The sequence below is a fragment of the Schaedlerella arabinosiphila genome, from assembly GCF_003885045.1.
GTDB lineage: Bacteria > Bacillota > Clostridia > Lachnospirales > Lachnospiraceae > Schaedlerella > Schaedlerella arabinosiphila.
Genome location: NZ_RHJS01000002.1, coordinates 3,367,150 through 3,383,989, shown reverse-complemented (window position 1 = coordinate 3,383,989; position 16,840 = coordinate 3,367,150). Strand labels below are relative to the sequence as shown.

Genomic DNA, 16,840 nt, shown 5'->3' with positions numbered 1-16,840 from the left:
ATAGCCCCCTACCGGGAAGAAAGGGGGTGAGTAAAAATGAGATATTCTGAACAGTTCATGGAACATATCGAATATGCGTTCAATGCGTTCTGCAAGGTTGTCCTACGCCATGAAGCCATTAACGCATGGCGAGATTTGAAGCGGAAAGCGGAACGGGAAATATCCCTTGACTATCTGATGTCAGAAAGATATTTTGAGCTGTATGCTATGGATATTTACTTTGAAAAACGGGACAAGCCGACTGTATTTCTTGTGTTTGGAAAGGAAGTTATCGTTGATGATGAACGGTTAGCAACGGCATTATCAAGATTGCCGCAATTAAGGCGGGAAGTCTTGTTGCTTTATTACTTCATCGGCTATCGTGATGAAGCAATCGGCAGACTGTACAGGCGTTGCAGAAGTACGATAAACAGTCGAAGAAATGTTGCGCTGAAACAGTTGCGGAAAGAATGGGAGAGATTGAAACATGAGGAACAAAAAATTGATACCTTTTGAGGTAATCGAAAAAGCCGTTGCCGGAGAGCCGGAAGCGGTAGACGCAGTATTGCGGCACTACACCGCATATATCAAATACCTATCTATGTATAAGGGGCATATCAATGACGATACACAAGACAGGCTAAAGGCTAAACTGGTTGAAGCCATATTGAAATTCCGCTTCGACCGATAGGAAGTAGCAAAGACAGGAAAAGCTGTCAAGGGTAAACTTTGCGCTATGCGCCCTTGACAGCTTTTCCCACTTTTGCTTGTGGGTAGTCAAGAGGGCGAAATCAGTAAACTGCTTTCGCCCTCAATTTATTATGGCATAAAGGGTTGCTTTTCTTGCAGAATAAGACTAAAATAATAATGGAAAAGTAGTTTTGTATAATATAAGGTGGTAAATTTATGAGTGTTGAACAAGCACAGCGTTCCGTTAATCAGATAGATAAGGATATTGCGGATTTAGAAAAGAAAATGGCGGATTTAGTAAAAAAAGAAGCTGATAAAACAAAAAGAATTGGTGATGTACAGCGTAGCATTACCAAAAATACATCACAGAGTACATACCAATCAAAAATGCGACAGATTCAAAATTATCAAAAGGAACTTTCTAAAATACTTACTGATAAGGCAAATATAAATCAAAAATTAGCTGAAAAAAGAAAAAAGAGAGTAGATGCCGCTAATAAGCTGCAAAAAGAAGAAGATTCACAAGCAAAAAAGTTAGCAAAGCAGCAACAAAATATTTTTGCAGCTTATGAACGACAAATAGATGAATTAACCAAACAAATTCAAAGGGAAGAATCTATTTCCACGGCAGAACAAAAAATATTTGAAACTGATTCTATGGAGGAATATGATGTTTTTGTTTCACATTCTACAGAAGATAAAGAAAGTTTTGCCAACGAGTTTGTTCAGCTATTGCAGAATGATTTTGGTCTTAAAGTTTGGTATGATGCAATATCTATTAAGTGGGGGGATAGTATTCGAACAGAGATTGATAAAGGACTAAAAAAATCAAAATTTGGTGTGGTTATATTATCTCGCAGTTATATTAGCAAATATTGGACAAATTATGAATTAGAAGGGCTTTTTCAAAGAGAGTCAAATGGCGGAAAACTAATACTGCCGATATGGCACAATATTACCAAACAAGAGGTGCAAAATTTCAGTCCTTCTTTGGCAGGAAAAATGGCAATGAATACGGCATTTATGACACCAAAAGAGATTGCTGAAAAATTGTATGAATTGTTATATCCGAAGAATTAAATAGTATATGGATGTTACGCAATAGAAAAGAATTTCCCCTTGAATTATGTGGCTTTATAGATATAGAAATGGCAAGGCAAGAGATTTATATGCCTACTTTATAAGATTGGTTTCTATTGCGTAACTATATAAAAAGAACAAAGCAGAGAACTAATCGCTAATACAGTGATATGTTCTCTGCCCTTGTTTGCACTCTGTTTGTCAGCGTTAATAATAAGTTAGTTTCTATACTTCCTTATCACCGTAAACTCCAGTATTTACGGGCTTTTGTTATACTCAGAATAGAAGAGAAGGATTCGAGAAAGCAATGTACTGTTAACCGAAAAAGATAATACTCAATGGCTCAATGAAAAATAAAAGAAGGAAAAATTATCTACGGGATATATGGAAGCAAAAGTAGAGGTTCGGCTTTTCATGTAATGAAACCTTGTATTGAGTTTATGCAGGGTTTCTTTTTTTGTATTAATCAATTGAAGATAGTCGGAGAATAGATTATAATATATAAATAATCAAATAAGTGAAAGCAATAAAAATTAAGAGGGTGATGAATTGGCTTCGCGAATAGCTGAATACGATGAGAAAAGCGGCTTGCCTTTTGATCGTGGATATTTAGAGTGTGGCTTGCCATGTTTTTTACAGGAATCTATAGAGCAGATGAAAAAGGCATGGAAGAAACTAGACGCAGGGGAAGAGTATCTGCAATGGGATTGTGATTTCTGTAATCTGCAAAGCGATATCAACACAACAGAAGTAAATGGAATGATAAGCAGTGAACAGGCGTGGTATTTGCGTGAAAAATATCTGCGTATAGAAAAACATGAATTTATTGAATAATAGTTAAAAGAAAGGAATATGATGTTCGGATATGATAGACTTTACAGAATTACCCAAAAGAAATAAATCATACGCGGGGGCAAATGGAAGCAAAATATCGATTGTATATAATGGGGAACAGTATATGCTTAAATTTCCGCCGCATCCGATGAAAAATCACGATATGAGTTATAGCAACAGTTGCATTTCGGAGTATTTGGGATGTAAGATATTTGAAAAAGCAGGGGTTCCTGTGCAGGAAACGATTCTTGGAACATATAAGACAAAAAAGGGTGTGGAAAAAATTGTTGTTGCATGTAAAGATTTTACTTCTGTTGGGATTGAACTGCAGGATTTTGCGTCTTTAAAAAATCAGATTATTGATTCAGAGCGAAATGGATATGGCACAGAGCTTACGGACATTCTTTCTGTATTTGATGAACAGACGGCAATGGAGCCGGAGAAAATAAGAGAACGATTTTGGGATATGTTTATTGTGGATGCTTTTATTGGTAACTGGGACAGACATAATGGTAATTGGGGTTTTTTGTATCATGTACAATCGGATGAATTAACACTGGCGCCGGTTTTTGCTTGTGGGAGTTGCTTGTATCCACAAGCAGATGAAAGAATGATTATGAAGATTCTTGCAGATAAACAAGAAATTAATCATCGCATTTTTAATATCCCGTTATCGGCTATTCAGAACAATGGAAAGAAAATTAATTACTACGAATTTATTTCTGCGTTAGACAATGAGGAGTGTAATAGAGCATTGTTACGGATTTTATCGCGGATAGATATGAAGGAGATTTTTAATGTAATTGAAAAAACGCCATTTATCAGTGATTTGCAAAAAGAGTTTTATAGAACAATGTTGATGACAAGGAAGGAACGTATCTTGGATTATTCCGTAAAACGAATGTCTAAACAAGTAAGCAAATATCAGATGGAACGATAGTATTAGTTTTTCGGTGTGCGATTGTGTCAATGGTAGAGCACTCGGCTGTTAACCGAGGGGGGTGTTGGTTCGAGCCCAACTCAGGGAGCTTGAAAAAATCCGTAAACATTAGTGCTTGCGGTTTTTTTATTTTAAGAATTGGTCTCAGGGCGAGGTACCATAGATTGCATATCTGCATAAGCAATCGTGTGAGTGTTAACCGTAAATGGAAAAGGGGTAAATAATACGCAATTTGCCAAAACAGGGACAAGCTATGGACAAAAGGGCATTGTTTATGAGTATGTCAAAAAAGCATTTCTTACTTCTTACTATGTTGATACGGCACGGACAATCTGCTACAATTGACTGAAAGCAGAGGAGGCAGTATTCTATGGAATTTCGAGTTTTGAAGTATTTTCTGGTGGTCGCAAGAGAAGAAAATATTACAAAAGCAGCGGCTCTTTTACACATTACGCAGCCTACACTTTCCCGGCAGCTTATGCAGCTTGAAGAAGAATTAGGAGTTAAATTATTTCATAGAAGCAGACACAGCATTATTTTGACTGAGGATGGGATGCTGTTGAAACGCCGGGCGCAGGAAATGATTTTGCTGTCAGATAAGACTGTGCGGGAGCTTTCACACAAAGAGGATATGCTGTCAGGCGAGATTGCCATTGGGTGCGGAGAAACCAAAAGTATGGTGTTTCTTTCAGAACAGATTCGGGATTTTCAGCAGAAATATCCTCTCGTGCAATTCAGTATTCACAGCGCGATTGCGGACGATATTAAAGAACGCATTGAAAAGGGCATTTTGGATATGGGGCTTCTGGCAGAGCCCGTTGATATTAGTAAATACGAATTTGCACGTATGCCGTATAAAGAACAATGGGGAATCCTTACACGCAGGGATTCAGAATTAGCATTGAAAAAGCATATTCGTCCGGAGGATCTGGCAGATGTTCCCTTATTGATGGTGAAGCGTGATCTGGTAAAAAATGAATTGTCCAGTTGGTTTGGAGAATATTATGAGCGGCTCCATATTTCCGCAACATATAATCTTATTATCAATGCGGCGGCAATGGTAAGGGGTGGAGTTGGAACGGCTTTATGCTTTGATCTCGGTATTAAGTACCATGACGATTTATGTTTTGTACCGCTTATGCCTGTGCTGGAAACGGGTTCTGTTCTTGTCTGGAAAAAGAATCAGGCAATGAATAAGATTTCCGCACATTTTATACAAACAATAAAAAATGCTATTTAGGCATTTCTTGTCATATAAAAGGGGTATTATACATTTTTTGTGCGGTTCGTTAAAATGTAGGTGTTCGGGAAGAATACCTACATTTTTTATATCATCGTATGAAGAAAAGCTGCCAGTGCCAGGTTTTCTTCATATTTTCTGCGAAAAGGAGTACACAAATGATGTAAGACAGTGGATTGAAATAAATAAAATGGAGAATGAGTAGGAGGCTGCATGATGGAATATATAAAACTTGGAACGTCTGATCTGATCGTATCTCGTATTTGTATGGGATGCATGGGATTTGGTGAGGCAGGAAACGGGCAGCATACATGGACGGTTGACGAGAAACACTCCTGTCAGATCATCCGCCGGGGACTGGAATTGGGAGTGAACTTCTTTGATACGGCAATCGCCTATCAGAGTGGAACCAGCGAACAGTATCTTGGCCGGGCGCTTTGGGATTATGCAAAGCGGGACGATGTTGTGGTTGCGACAAAATTCCTACCCCGTACACTGGAAGAAATCAAGGAGGGCATTACCGGGCAGCAGCATATTGAGCGGATGATAGACAAAAGCCTCGCTAATCTTGGTATGGACTATGTAGACTTATACATTTACCACATGTGGGATTATGAAACGCCGCTTTATGACGTTATGGAAGGCTTGAACAATGTGGTGAAGGCTGGAAAGGCACGCTATATTGGTATTTCTAACTGTTATGCTTACCAGCTTGCAAAGGCAAACGCACTGGCAGAAAGGGAGGGTTTTGTAAAGTTCGTATCAGTACAGGGACATTATAACCTGATTTTCCGGGAGGAAGAACGGGAAATGGCAAAACTGTGTGCGGAGGATGATATTGCGACGACGCCATATAGTGCATTGGCAGGCGGCAGGCTTGCGAAACATCCCGGCGAAACTTCAAAGCGTATGCAGGAGGATAGTTATGCAAAGATAAAATATGATGCAACTGCGGGGCAGGATGGCGTAATTATTGACAGAGTAGCAGAACTGGCCGGGCAAAAAGGTGTATCCATGACAGAAATTTCCCTTGCCTGGCTTTTGACAAAGGTGACTTCACCTGTGGTTGGTACAACAAAGCTCCACCATATAGAAGGGGCGGCAAAGGCAACGGAGCTGACATTATCGGCGGAGGAAATTTTTTATTTAGAAGAATCTTATGCTCCGCACAGCTTGGTGGGTGTTATGGCACAGAATACGCAGGATTCGGCAAGGAAAAGCCACGTATGGTCTACCGGAAACCAGAAAATCTGAATGGAGGAATCAAAATGAATTTGTATGTAACAGATCCGGAATTTATGGAGCGTTTTGAACATGTTACTTTTGAAGAAGTTCCGCATGAGGAGGGACAGCAGCTTGAGGACAAGACCCGGTATATGGCGATTCTGGCAACTTTGATCGGCTGCCAGGGAATGGAAGAATACCGCCTTGTATTGCCCAGGGCGTTGGATGCCGGTCTTTCGCCGATTGCGGTAAAAGAGATTGTGTATCAGGCGGTAGATTATCTTGGAATCGGACGTGTTCTCCCTTACTTGAAGGCGTCAAATTCCATTTTGGAAAGCCGCGGCATAGAATTACCTTTAGAAGGGCAAAGCACGACAACGCAGGAAAACCGCCTTGAAAAAGGGATACAGGCACAGGCAGATATTTTTGGAGGGCACGTGAAAGAAGCATGGAAGGCCGGACATATCAACCGCTGGCTGGCGGCAAATTGTTTTGGGGATTACTATACCCGGACAGGACTTGATCTGGCGCAAAGGGAAATGATTACATTCTGCTTTTTAGCTGCTCAGGGAGGGTGCGAACCGCAGCTTATCGCCCATGCAGCGGGCAATATGAATTTGGGAAACGATAAGGAGTTTTTGATCCGGGTGGTTTCCCAGTGTTTGCCTTATATTGGTTATCCGAGAAGTTTGAACGCGATTCACTGTATTAACAAAGCAGTTGACGCAGGAAAGGAGATATAGTTATGGAAGATATAATAAAAACAATTTTTCCTATGGGCGGTCCCAACGATGCCTATGCAGCATATTTTGTGGGACAGAGTTTTTTGAATATGCTTACTACGGAAGGCGTGCCGATTGGCAATGTCACTTTTGAACCGGGCTGCCGTAATAATTGGCATATCCATAAGGCGGATAAAGGCGGCGGGCAGATTTTGCTCTGCACGAATGGACGGGGCTGGTATCAGGAATGGGGCAGGGAGGTGAGGGAACTATTCCCCGGAGATGTCGTGGTGATCCCCACTGGTGTCAAGCATTGGCATGGCGCAGCAAAGGATAGCTGGTTTACACATCTTGCCGTGGAAGTTCCCGGAGAAAATGTGGGCAGCGAGTGGTTGGAGCCGGTGGACAAAGCTGCCTATGCTGCCTTGAAATGAAAAAAGTAGGTGGTAATTTGTTTTCCATTATTGTGTTGGGGTAGAAACAGAAACTCTGTAGTCTTACAAAATGTGGCAAATTTCTGAGCAATGCATAATATATTTAATGAAAAAGGCATTTTTCAATATATTTTCCAAAAAGGAAGTGTTTTTATGAATCATAATCATTCATGTGATTGCAGTCAGAATCAAAGCCAACCTTCGTGCTGCCTCCGCGGTCCTATGGGACCCAAAGGCGACCAGGGACCGGCAGGTCCTCAAGGTATCAAAGGGGATACCGGTTGTCCCGGTCCTAAAGGAGACAGAGGAGAACCGGGCCCGATTGGCCCCCAGGGTATTCCAGGCGTTCCCGGTGCAAGGGGTCCAAGAGGTGATACAGGTCCGGTAGGACCTACCGGAAATCCAGGACCGAGAGGCTGCGACGGACCGAGAGGCTACGCAGGCCCCCAGGGTATTCAAGGCATTCAGGGAGTTCGTGGAGAAATAGGGCCGAAAGGTGACCCTGGCTGTGAAGGTCCTAAAGGAGATATAGGACCTGCCGGACCTGCCGGTCCTATTGGGCCAGCAGGGCCTGTCGGTCCTCAGGGAGATGCCGGTCCCCAGGGTCCTAGAGGGATTCCCGGTCCGGCAGGACCTACCGGTCCAATAGGACCCATGGGGCCGCAGGGCGTAACCGGCCCCCAGGGCATTCAGGGTGAAGTTGGTCCGATTGGAGCTCAAGGACCTAAAGGGTGCCAGGGAGATGAAGGCCCAGCCGGGGCAACGGGCCCGACCGGAGCCGATGGAGCGACCGGAGCTACAGGTCCAACTGGAGCTGATGGAGCAACCGGAGCCACGGGTCCAACTGGAGCCGATGGAGCGACCGGAGCCACGGGCCCAGCCGGAGCCGATGGAGCGACCGGAGCCACAGGTCCAACCGGAGCCGATGGAGCAACCGGAGCCACGGGTCCAGCCGGAGCTGATGGAGCGACCGGAGCCACGGGTCCAACTGGAGCTGATGGAGTGACCGGAGCCACAGGTCCAACCGGGGCCGATGGAGCGACCGGAGCCACAGGCTCAACCGGAGCAGATGGCCCAGCCGGGGCAACAGGCCCAACCGGAGCAGATGGGGTAACTGGAGCCACAGGTCCAGCCGGGGCCGATGGAGCGACCGGAGCCACAGGCCCAGCCGGAGCCACGGGTCCAGCCGGAGCCGATGGAGCGACCGGAGCCACAGGTCCAACTGGAGCTGATGGAGCAACTGGAGCCGATGGAGCGACCGGGGCCACAGGTCCGACTGGAGCCGATGGAGCGACCGGAGCCACGGGTCCAGCCGGAGCCGATGGAGCGACCGGAGCCACGGGTCCGACTGGAGCTGATGGAGCAACCGGAGCCACAGGTCCAACCGGGGCTGATGGAGCGACTGGAGCCACAGGTCCAACCGGGGCAGATGGAGCGACCGGGGCCACAGGTCCAACCGGAGCAGATGGGGTAACCGGGGCCACAGGTCCAACCGGGGCTGATGGAGCGACCGGAGCCACAGGTCCAACTGGAGCCGATGGAGCGACCGGAGCCACCGGACCTACTGGAGCTACAGGCCCAGCCGGGAGAGGAGCAGGAGAAAAAATGCTCTTCTTTACTCCACAGAGTCCTGCTACGATGACAATAATTCAGGATGGTCTCCCAGGCTCGCCGGCTTTGATCGGTTTTGGTGTTAGCGGACAGGGACCCTCGCCGTTAAGCTCTACGATAAATGTGGAAAATATAGCCGAATATGTCAGAAATTGTTACTTTACGGTTCCTTTCGATATTGAGATCAATGGCTTGATGGCTTTTTTCTACACCTTTCCTTTGTCCTTTATAACTATCCCTACTGTTACGATAAGCGCACAACTTTACGAGGACAAGGAAATGAGCAATATATTTACAGCTATTGATGAAACGCTGATTACCCTATCGCCCTCCATTACTGATACAATGCCCTCCGGGACTATGCTGAGCGGCGAGGTCAGGACGAACAGACGGGTAGAGAAGAACACAAGGCTGATGCTGTTATTTTATGCAAGGTCAAGCGGACCAGATCCGATTCAAGCAATCTTGGGATATATGAACGCCAGCTTGGCGTACACCTGATATTTCAAGATATAAATTAACAAAAGCCATAAATGTATCCCGGAGGCCGCGATCAACGGAACCTCCGGGATATTTGCATGGTTTTAGGGTGTTCATTCATGTAAACATGGTCAGTGCACAGCATATTGCTAAAAAAACAAGCGGGGAGTCATATAGAAATATGAATAATTTGCGCAAATATTCTGGATGTAGTATAATAAAAAAATCAGAAGGAACTGGTCAAAAAATCGGAGCGTTTTTTGGCAGATCAGGAGGAGGATACTGTGAGCGAGAACTGTTTGGAAAACCATTCCCTGGAAGGGCGGATAGACATTGTGAAAAAAGAACGGACAGGAGCGGTACAATGAGCCGCTTATTGCGCTCTTCCCGGATGGGGCTTTTGCTGACGGCGGCCGGGCTTGCTATGATGGGGTTCGGGATTTACCGGGGGGAAGCGGCGGTAGTGCTGGAAAAGGCGATTAACATATGTTTGGAGTGTATTGGAATTGGATAAGAGACGACATGGGATACAGGCAATATGGGCGCTGCTTACCAACAGCTATCTGTTGGGGTTTGCGCAGGGGAAGATTTATAAGGGGAAGCTGAAAAATCTTTGCGTCCCCGGCTTGAATTGTTATTCCTGTCCGGGAGCTCTCGGGGCATGTCCGATCGGGGCTATGCAGGCTGTCATCGGGAGCTGGAATTTTAAATTGACGTTTTATGTGGCAGGATTTTTGATGTTTGTAGGCGCACTGATCGGCAGGTTTGTGTGCGGATGGTTCTGCCCGTTCGGATTGATCCAGGATCTGCTCCATAAGATTCCGTTTTCGAAAAAGATCGCGTCTTTTCGCGGGGACAGGATATTGAGAAAATTAAAATACCTGATACTGATTGTATTTGTTATATTGCTGCCGATGTTTTTGGTGGATATCCTGGGACAGGGGGCGCCCTATTTTTGTAAGCTGATCTGTCCGGCAGGGACATTGGAGGGCGGGATTCCATTGGTTTTGCTGAACCAATCCCTGAGGAGCGCACTTGGGTGGCTTTACGTGTGGAAGAACGTTCTGCTGCTGATTACCGTTGTGCTTTCGATCGTGGTCTATCGGCCGTTCTGTAAGTATCTATGTCCGCTGGGGGCGGTCTATTCGGTATTTAATCCGATTTCCGTGTTCCGGTATCGGGTGGATCAGGAAAAATGTGTGAAGTGCAAAGCCTGTGCGCATGTCTGTAAAATGCAGGTAGATCCGGTAAAGAATCCCAACGACCCGGAATGTATCCGCTGCGGGGCATGCAAGAAGGTATGTCCGGTGAAGGCCATCCGTTAAACAAAACAGGAGCATGCTGTTAATAACTACTCCTGTTGTTAAAAAATAAAACAGTTCGGTCTGTCCGCTTTACAAATTTAGATAAATGGTCTAAAATTAAAAGTAGAAAGAATTGCTGTGAAAGGAGCTAGCGGAAGATGGAAGAAAAAAGAAAGGACAGACGTATGAGCCTGTCGGCAAAGCTGTTGATTAAAAATATGAATGATGATTCAGTGAAGGCAGAAGAAGTAGAGATTGAGGTGTTGGATGTATCCAAGACGGGTGTCGGATTCATCTGCAATAGTCCGTTGTCTATCGGAGCAGTGTATGAAGCGCATTTGAAACTCTGGACCGACGAGGTGATCCATGCATTTTTGAAGGTGGTCCGGATTGAGCAGACAAAGGAAGAGCGGTACATATGCGGTACGATCTTCATGGGACTGCCGGAAGTGAATGCAAAGCGGATTGAGATCTATGAGATGCTGAACCGCATCAATGAAAATTAGTATATATTCAGTTTAGCAGGCCGTGCCTAGTGTACTGACATATTTGAATGAAAGTAAATGTGTCAGCACGCTAGGCGCGGCAGGAAGATCATCATAGAGGTTCGGTGCAGGGCATGGTCTGTGGGGGTCGAACGGATATTTGAGACACAAAAAAAGGAACTGTCGGGAGACGGAATTTCTATACGATACGACATTGCAATTTGTAAGAACTGGCAGTGCGTATGGGGGAAATTCCGAATTTTCCGACAGTTCTTTTTTGTGTGCGGAAGGGATGGGGACAGGAGGTGTTTTGCCTTACTGTTAAAAAATATAAAAAAATGGAAAACGGATGTTAACAATAAACAAATGTTATCCGATATATATACTGTAACAGGAAGAATCGTTTTTGGAAAGCGGGGTTTTCGGGAAATGGAAAGGAGAGCGTTTATGGGGAATGAAGATACAACTCCAAGTGAAAGTGAATGGCTGATCATGGAAGTATTTTGGGAAAGTGACGGGCCGCTGACGTCATCTGCAGTGATCCAAAAGCTGAAAGGAAAACTGGATATGACACCGAAGATGATCCGTGTGCTGATGAATCGTCTGTGCCAGAAGGGAATCCTGAGCCATACAGTGGATGAGAAGGATTCCAGGGTTTATCACTATTCGGTGTTGAAATCTAAGGAGGAATGTCTGAGGAGCAAGAGCAGGAGATTTGCGGACAGTTATTTTTCGGGGAATCAGACTGGCGCGCTTGCGTCGCTGATCCAGAGCATTGCGCTGACGGACGAACAGATCAGCGAGCTGGAAGAAATCTTGGAGAAGAGCAGGGGGAAAGGAAAGAAATGATCTGGAATATATGGTGGAGCTTTCTGCGTTTCGTGAGTCTGCTGGATGATCTTACCGTTTATTTTTCCATACAGCTGGGACGATGCGCCCTGCTTTCATTTCCGATACTGGCTGCGGTGCTTATTTTGCGCAGAGGGATATTGAGAAAGAAGATTTTTTTGAAGGGAATGGTGTGGGGGATATTTCTGGCAGTTCCTTTTTTGGGGAAGCTGAACCTGTTTTATGACAGCCGTTGGATGTGCAGGCTGTTTATGTGGTGGAACGATCTCTGCATGGTATGCCGGCCGGCCAGATATGGCTATGTGCTGTGTATGGCCGTCAGTGCGGCCGTCATCATTCGAAAGCGCAGCAATCTTCACAGGATGCTGCATCATATGGAAAAGCGGTATATCTGCGGCCAGGAGGTGTTTGTCTGTGAGATGGCGGCTACGCCCTTTGCGGCAGGGGTATTTCATCCGGGAATCGCTGTTCCGGCGGTGATGATCGAGCAGTTTGGGACTGAAGAACTGGAGATGATCCTGTTTCATGAAAAAACGCATATCCGGCTGGGGCATCTGTGGTATTATCTGCTCTGGGACGTGATCCGGGTTCTGCTGTGGCCGAACTTCCTTTTGAGCGTTTGTATGCGGGAGTTCCGGGAGGATCTGGAGGATATCTGCGACCAGGCGGCCATGCAGGAGGGCGGTATGGATGCTTATGAATATGGAAAGCTTCTGATCGGGTCAATCAAAATCCTGCAGGAGGAGACTCCTGGAGGGACGGCTGCATTTGCGGGGGAAAAGGAATACAGGGAAGTCCGGCAGAGAATACTGAGGATCATGGAATATGCGCCGTATGAAAAGCGGAGGGTGCGGATTTTATGTGTCTGCGCACTGGCGGTATTGGCGGGGATCTTTCTGATGATTTACGGAAATTCATTTCCCCGTTATGTGAAACTCATGGACATGGTGGTCACGAATGACGCGGAGGAATACTGGGTTCTGAAAGACAGCGGGATGCTCAGAAAGGCGGTTTCGGCTGACGAGGAAAAGGTGTATATAGACAGGGCGGCCATGGATGTTGTCCTGCGGGAATATGGGATTGAAGATTCTCAGTTCACACTTCTTTTTGGCGGATATGAAAAACTGCCTGGCTTCGGCGGAAACGGAAATCTTGTATATGTGGATTACAGTGGGCAGGAGGAACGGCTGGAAATCCCCTATGAGGACAGTGATGTATATATTACGGCACGGATCTTAAAAATGATATGAAACTATGGCAGAGTGGGCGGCCGATTTGCCGGGCAAATTGACTATAGACATCAAAGGGGCAGGCGGCTGCAGCATATCGGAAGGAGGAAGTATGGCGAATTTAATAACAGGCGGATTGAGTATTGCACTGATGTCGGCGGATTCCAGTGCAAAAGCGGCGTTAAAGCCAATGAATATGGTATCACGGGAACTGCATAAGAGAAACCCGGATCTGGAACTGATCGAACGGGCCGGAACATATGGCGGAATGAAACTGGATCAGGCGGAAGAGTCATTGGAAAAAGCCCGGGAGGAACTAAAAGAAGCCCAGGAAGCGGCAAGACAGGAAGAAAAAGCAGAACGGGAGATCCGGCTGGAGGAGAAAGCGGCAGAGAAAGCAGCGGAGCGAGAAGCACAGAAAGCTGCGGAACAGGCAGCAAGAGAGCCGGCTGTGGAAACGACGGCTGTGGAAAGAGTGCAGTCTGCGGGAGGAGATCCGAACATGCAGGGGACGGGTGACGCGGGCTGCGTTGTTCCTGGCAGATACGATGCGGATATGGATAAAATCTGCGTACAGCTGGCTCAGGAAAGATGCCTGATGGAGGTTTCACTGTCAGGGGATTTCGAAGCGGGAGGTTCGGCAGGGAAGGAATATTCGGCTGCCGTTTCCGGGAGAACGCTTTCGGCAGGGCAGAAAAGTCCGGCGGCTGTGCCCGGAGTGAAAGCTTTGATTGTACAGAAATACCGGGCTGCCGCATTTCGGGATCAGGTTTCGAGGATGCGGATGGATCTGAAAGGATAGGCGGAATACATTGTAAAACAGCAGCGAATAATAGTCGTTTGCTGTTTTTTTTTGTAAAATCCGCTTGACAATTATTGTAAAGCAAACTATACTAAAATGGTCAAGTTAACTTTACTATTTTTTGGAAACGTGACTTCTGAAAAATCTGGAGGGGGGGGGCGAGGTGAAGAACAGAATCCAGGAACTGAGGAAAGAGCGGCGGATTACCCAGAGTGAGCTTGCGGATGCGGTGGACGTGACGCGGCAGACGATCATTTCCCTGGAAAACGGGAGGTACAGGGCGTCATTGGTTCTTGCCCATAAGATCGCGCAGTACTTTGGGATGAGGATTGAAGACATTTTTATATTTGATTTGGAGGAGGAAAACGTATGTTGTTTATGTCATCAATATGGGGACCCGCGAATACAGATGAGGAATACAGGGAAACTTTAAAGACAAGAAGGCGTTTTATCCCGGTGCTGATGCTCGGGGGAGCGGCATCCATCGCAGTGTCGGTCATTCTTATACGGGTCAGGGAGGAGAAGGACTTTGTGGCCGGCCTGTACATGGGACTCGGATGCGGGATACTTGTGGCAAGCATTATATTGTTTCTGCGGATCAGAAGCCTCCTGCGTGATGAGAAGAAGCTTCGGATGAAACGGCTGCAGGAATTTGATGAGCGGAATATCCAGCTCACTTTAAAAGCGCATAATACGGCTGGGGTGCTGCTGATTATGACAGGATATGTGATCATGCTTGTTTCCGGATTTTTCAGTATGGAGGTATTCTGGACGGCATGGGGGCTGGTGATGCTGTATTTTGTCCTGTTCATTGTGGGAAGATTTATCTATGATAAAAGAATGTAAGGAAGGTAAGGAGTATGATTGAGATCAGGAATCTGACGAAGATTTATAAGCTGAATAAGAAGCAGATGAAGGAATCCAAGACCACCAACCCGATAAAGACCGCGGTGGATGATTTAAGCCTCCGGGCGGTGCCGGGAGAGATCTACGGGCTGTTGGGGCCCAACGGGGCGGGAAAGACCACCACCCTCAGATGCATTTCCACTATCATCCGTCCGACCCGGGGGGAGATCTATGTGGCCGGGCACGAGGTGCAGAAAGAACCGGAGCAGGTGCGGGAGCGGATCGGTTTTCTGACCGGGGACATCAAGCTGGATCCGCAGTTTTCCGTGGATTACATGTTTGATTTTTTCGGAAGGCTTCACCATGTGCCGCAGGAAAAGCTGCAGGCAAGGAAGGAAGAGCTGTTTGAGTACTTTGAGATCCGGGATTTTGCACATAAGAAGATCAAGGAATTGTCTACCGGAATGGGGCAGAAGGCGGCCATCGCAGTGTGCCTTGTTCACGACCCGGATATTGTGATCTTCGACGAGCCTACCAACGGGCTGGACGTGGTGACGGCGAGAGGGGTGACGGATTACCTGAAAAAGCTCAGGAACGAGGGCAAGCTGGTGATCATTTCCACCCACATCATGTCCGAGGCGGAGAAGATCTGCGACCGGATCGGCGTCATCATTGACGGACAAAAGGTGGCCGAGGGAAGGCTTGGGGAGATTCTCCAGGAGACCGGTACAGAGGATCTGGAGGACGCATTTTTTGAACTTTACAGGGGGAGAAAGGGGGAGGCGTTATGATAAGCGGGATCAAGCAGATCTGCGGCAAGGAGCTGGCGCGTGTGTTCAAGGACGGAAAGATGATCTTTTCTGTATTTTTCCTTCCGGTTGTGATCATGATTGTGGTGATGAGCCTTGTCAGCAATATGAGTAAAAAAGCGGAACAGGACGTGGAGGAGCATGTCTCTGTCATTTTTGTGGAGCATGCGCCTGCAGATTTTGAAGGGTTTTTGAAACAGGCGGAGGTCTCCTGTGAGATCCGGCCTGTGGAAGACAAAGAAATCCTGAAGGAGCAGATCCGAAACGGGGAGGCCGACCTTTGGATCGAGTTCCCGGAGAATTTTACGGAGTCGGTTAAGAATTATCAGAAGGGGGACGAGATCGTACAGGTGAAGACCTACTACAATCCGTCTGAGGAGTATTCCAGGGCTGCATTCAATATGATCTCTTCGGGGGCGCTGGAAATGTACCGGCAGGCGCTGCTGGCCGAGCGGGTAGAGGACATGCAGCAGCTGACGGTATTTACCGTAAATTCGGATAATCCGGACATGATCATCCAGGATGACCAGAAGGCCGGAGGGAAGATGCTGGGAACGATGCTGCCGTACTTTGTGACCATCCTTTTGTTTGCCGGGGCTATGGGGATCGGAACGGACATGGTGGCCGGAGAGAAGGAGCGGGGGACGATGGCCAGCCTGCTGGTGTCTCCGATCAAACGGAGCTCCATTGTGCTGGGAAAGGTTTCTGCGCTGATGATCATTTCCGGGGTGTCTTCGGTGGTGTATGTGGCTGCTATGGTGATCTTTATGCCCCAGATGCTGGGCGGCGCTTCAGGGGAGGACTTAGGCGTCAGTCTGGCGCTGAGTCCCCAACAGATCGGAATGCTGGCGGTGCTGCTGGTGGCTATCGCATTTTTGTATTCGGCCATCATCGTGCTGGTTTCCGTGTTTGCGAAAACGGTCAAGGAGGCGAGTTCCTACGTGATGCCGATGTATATGCTGGTTCTGGTGCTTGGGATTATGACGATGTTTACAACGAATACGCCAAAGAGCTGGTTCTATATGATACCGATTTATAATACGTCCATCACGCTGCAGGGGATTTTGACCCAGGAGGTGACGTTTGCGCAGTACGGGATGACACTGGGAGTCACGCTGGCGCTGGGGGCGGTGCTTGTGGGAGTGATCGCGAAGGCATTTGAAAGCGAAAAGACGATGGCAATATAAAAGAGCAAAAAATGGGCTTATGTTCACTGGTAAGTGGGTGAACATAAGCCGTTTTTTTGTTGTTATGCTAAAATAATCCGTATGGCCGTAACAAA

Annotated in this window: 20 protein-coding genes, 1 tRNA gene and 1 pseudogene; all 22 read left to right on the top strand. The window is 46.7% G+C overall.

What is annotated here, in order from left to right:
* Nucleotides 1-36 precede the first annotated feature (36 nt).
* Nucleotides 37-495 (top strand): RNA polymerase sigma factor, encoded by a 459-nt coding sequence (locus EBB54_RS16180; RefSeq protein WP_004075277.1) that lies wholly within the window; start codon nt 37-39, stop codon nt 493-495.
* Nucleotides 467-670, top strand: a complete 204-nt coding sequence (locus tag EBB54_RS16175) for a helix-turn-helix domain-containing protein (RefSeq protein ID WP_125128205.1) — start codon at nt 467-469, stop codon at nt 668-670. Before EBB54_RS16180 ends, EBB54_RS16175 begins: the two co-directional genes overlap by 29 nt.
* Before the next feature lie 215 nt (nt 671-885).
* Entirely contained in the window at nt 886-1,749 is an 864-nt protein-coding gene (locus EBB54_RS16170) for a TIR domain-containing protein (protein WP_125128204.1), read from the top strand.
* Nucleotides 1,750-2,298: 549 nt separating this feature from the next.
* Complete coding sequence (locus EBB54_RS16165; protein WP_004075285.1) at nt 2,299-2,583, top strand: hypothetical protein; 285 nt, start codon at nt 2,299-2,301, stop codon at nt 2,581-2,583.
* Between the two features lie 31 nt (nt 2,584-2,614).
* Nucleotides 2,615-3,523: a HipA domain-containing protein gene (locus EBB54_RS16160; RefSeq protein ID WP_125128203.1), complete on the top strand. Its 909-nt coding sequence runs from the start codon at nt 2,615-2,617 to the stop codon at nt 3,521-3,523.
* A 19-nt stretch (nt 3,524-3,542) separates the two neighbouring features.
* Nucleotides 3,543-3,610, top strand: a tRNA-Asn gene (locus EBB54_RS30205).
* A 283-nt stretch (nt 3,611-3,893) separates the two neighbouring features.
* Nucleotides 3,894-4,763 carry a LysR family transcriptional regulator gene (locus EBB54_RS16155; RefSeq protein WP_125128202.1) on the top strand — a complete coding sequence of 290 codons (870 nt, stop codon included), beginning with the start codon at nt 3,894-3,896 and terminating at the stop codon, nt 4,761-4,763.
* Nucleotides 4,764-4,979: 216 nt separating this feature from the next.
* Nucleotides 4,980-6,017, top strand: coding sequence for an aldo/keto reductase (locus EBB54_RS16150; RefSeq protein WP_125130855.1), 1,038 nt, complete (start codon nt 4,980-4,982; stop codon nt 6,015-6,017).
* Nucleotides 6,018-6,031: 14 nt separating this feature from the next.
* On the top strand, nt 6,032-6,730 hold the full coding sequence (locus EBB54_RS16145; protein WP_004075299.1) for a carboxymuconolactone decarboxylase family protein: 699 nt from the start codon (nt 6,032-6,034) through the stop codon (nt 6,728-6,730).
* 2 nt (nt 6,731-6,732) lie between these two features.
* Nucleotides 6,733-7,143, top strand: a complete 411-nt coding sequence (locus EBB54_RS16140; RefSeq protein ID WP_004075301.1) for a cupin domain-containing protein — start codon at nt 6,733-6,735, stop codon at nt 7,141-7,143.
* Between the two features lie 555 nt (nt 7,144-7,698).
* Nucleotides 7,699-8,745, top strand: a pseudogene (locus tag EBB54_RS32650) (collagen-like protein); the annotation flags it as partial.
* A 36-nt stretch (nt 8,746-8,781) separates the two neighbouring features.
* On the top strand, nt 8,782-9,255 hold the full coding sequence (locus tag EBB54_RS32645; RefSeq protein ID WP_279229970.1) for a hypothetical protein: 474 nt from the start codon (nt 8,782-8,784) through the stop codon (nt 9,253-9,255).
* A 370-nt stretch (nt 9,256-9,625) separates the two neighbouring features.
* The gene (locus tag EBB54_RS16130) at nt 9,626-9,748 is read left to right on the top strand and encodes a CD1871A family CXXC motif-containing protein (protein WP_408640800.1); all 123 of its coding nucleotides are present in this window, start codon (nt 9,626-9,628) and stop codon (nt 9,746-9,748) included.
* Nucleotides 9,741-10,559, top strand: a complete 819-nt coding sequence (locus EBB54_RS16125) for a 4Fe-4S binding protein (protein WP_125128200.1) — start codon at nt 9,741-9,743, stop codon at nt 10,557-10,559. The genes EBB54_RS16130 and EBB54_RS16125 overlap by 8 nt, the downstream gene beginning before the upstream one ends.
* A gap of 137 nt (nt 10,560-10,696) precedes the next feature.
* Nucleotides 10,697-11,044, top strand: a complete 348-nt coding sequence (locus EBB54_RS16120) for a PilZ domain-containing protein (protein ID WP_004075308.1) — start codon at nt 10,697-10,699, stop codon at nt 11,042-11,044.
* Between the two features lie 426 nt (nt 11,045-11,470).
* Nucleotides 11,471-11,872 carry a BlaI/MecI/CopY family transcriptional regulator gene (locus tag EBB54_RS16115; RefSeq protein WP_004075310.1) on the top strand — a complete coding sequence of 134 codons (402 nt, stop codon included), beginning with the start codon at nt 11,471-11,473 and terminating at the stop codon, nt 11,870-11,872.
* The gene (locus EBB54_RS16110; RefSeq protein ID WP_125128199.1) at nt 11,869-13,122 is read left to right on the top strand and encodes a M56 family metallopeptidase; all 1,254 of its coding nucleotides are present in this window, start codon (nt 11,869-11,871) and stop codon (nt 13,120-13,122) included. The genes EBB54_RS16115 and EBB54_RS16110 overlap by 4 nt, the downstream gene beginning before the upstream one ends.
* 91 nt (nt 13,123-13,213) lie before the next feature.
* A complete protein-coding gene (locus EBB54_RS30200; protein WP_154677798.1) occupies nt 13,214-13,903 on the top strand; it encodes a hypothetical protein in 690 nt (229 codons plus the stop codon).
* A gap of 163 nt (nt 13,904-14,066) precedes the next feature.
* Nucleotides 14,067-14,336, top strand: a complete 270-nt coding sequence (locus EBB54_RS16095; RefSeq protein WP_004075318.1) for a helix-turn-helix transcriptional regulator — start codon at nt 14,067-14,069, stop codon at nt 14,334-14,336.
* Nucleotides 14,273-14,749 carry a hypothetical protein gene (locus tag EBB54_RS16090; RefSeq protein WP_044990220.1) on the top strand — a complete coding sequence of 159 codons (477 nt, stop codon included), beginning with the start codon at nt 14,273-14,275 and terminating at the stop codon, nt 14,747-14,749. Before EBB54_RS16095 ends, EBB54_RS16090 begins: the two co-directional genes overlap by 64 nt.
* A 14-nt stretch (nt 14,750-14,763) precedes the next feature.
* A complete protein-coding gene (locus EBB54_RS16085; RefSeq protein ID WP_125128196.1) occupies nt 14,764-15,540 on the top strand; it encodes an ABC transporter ATP-binding protein in 777 nt (258 codons plus the stop codon).
* The gene (locus EBB54_RS16080) at nt 15,540-16,745 is read left to right on the top strand and encodes an ABC transporter permease (protein WP_125130851.1); all 1,206 of its coding nucleotides are present in this window, start codon (nt 15,540-15,542) and stop codon (nt 16,743-16,745) included. Before EBB54_RS16085 ends, EBB54_RS16080 begins: the two co-directional genes overlap by 1 nt.
* The last annotated feature ends 95 nt before the right edge of the window (nt 16,746-16,840 follow it).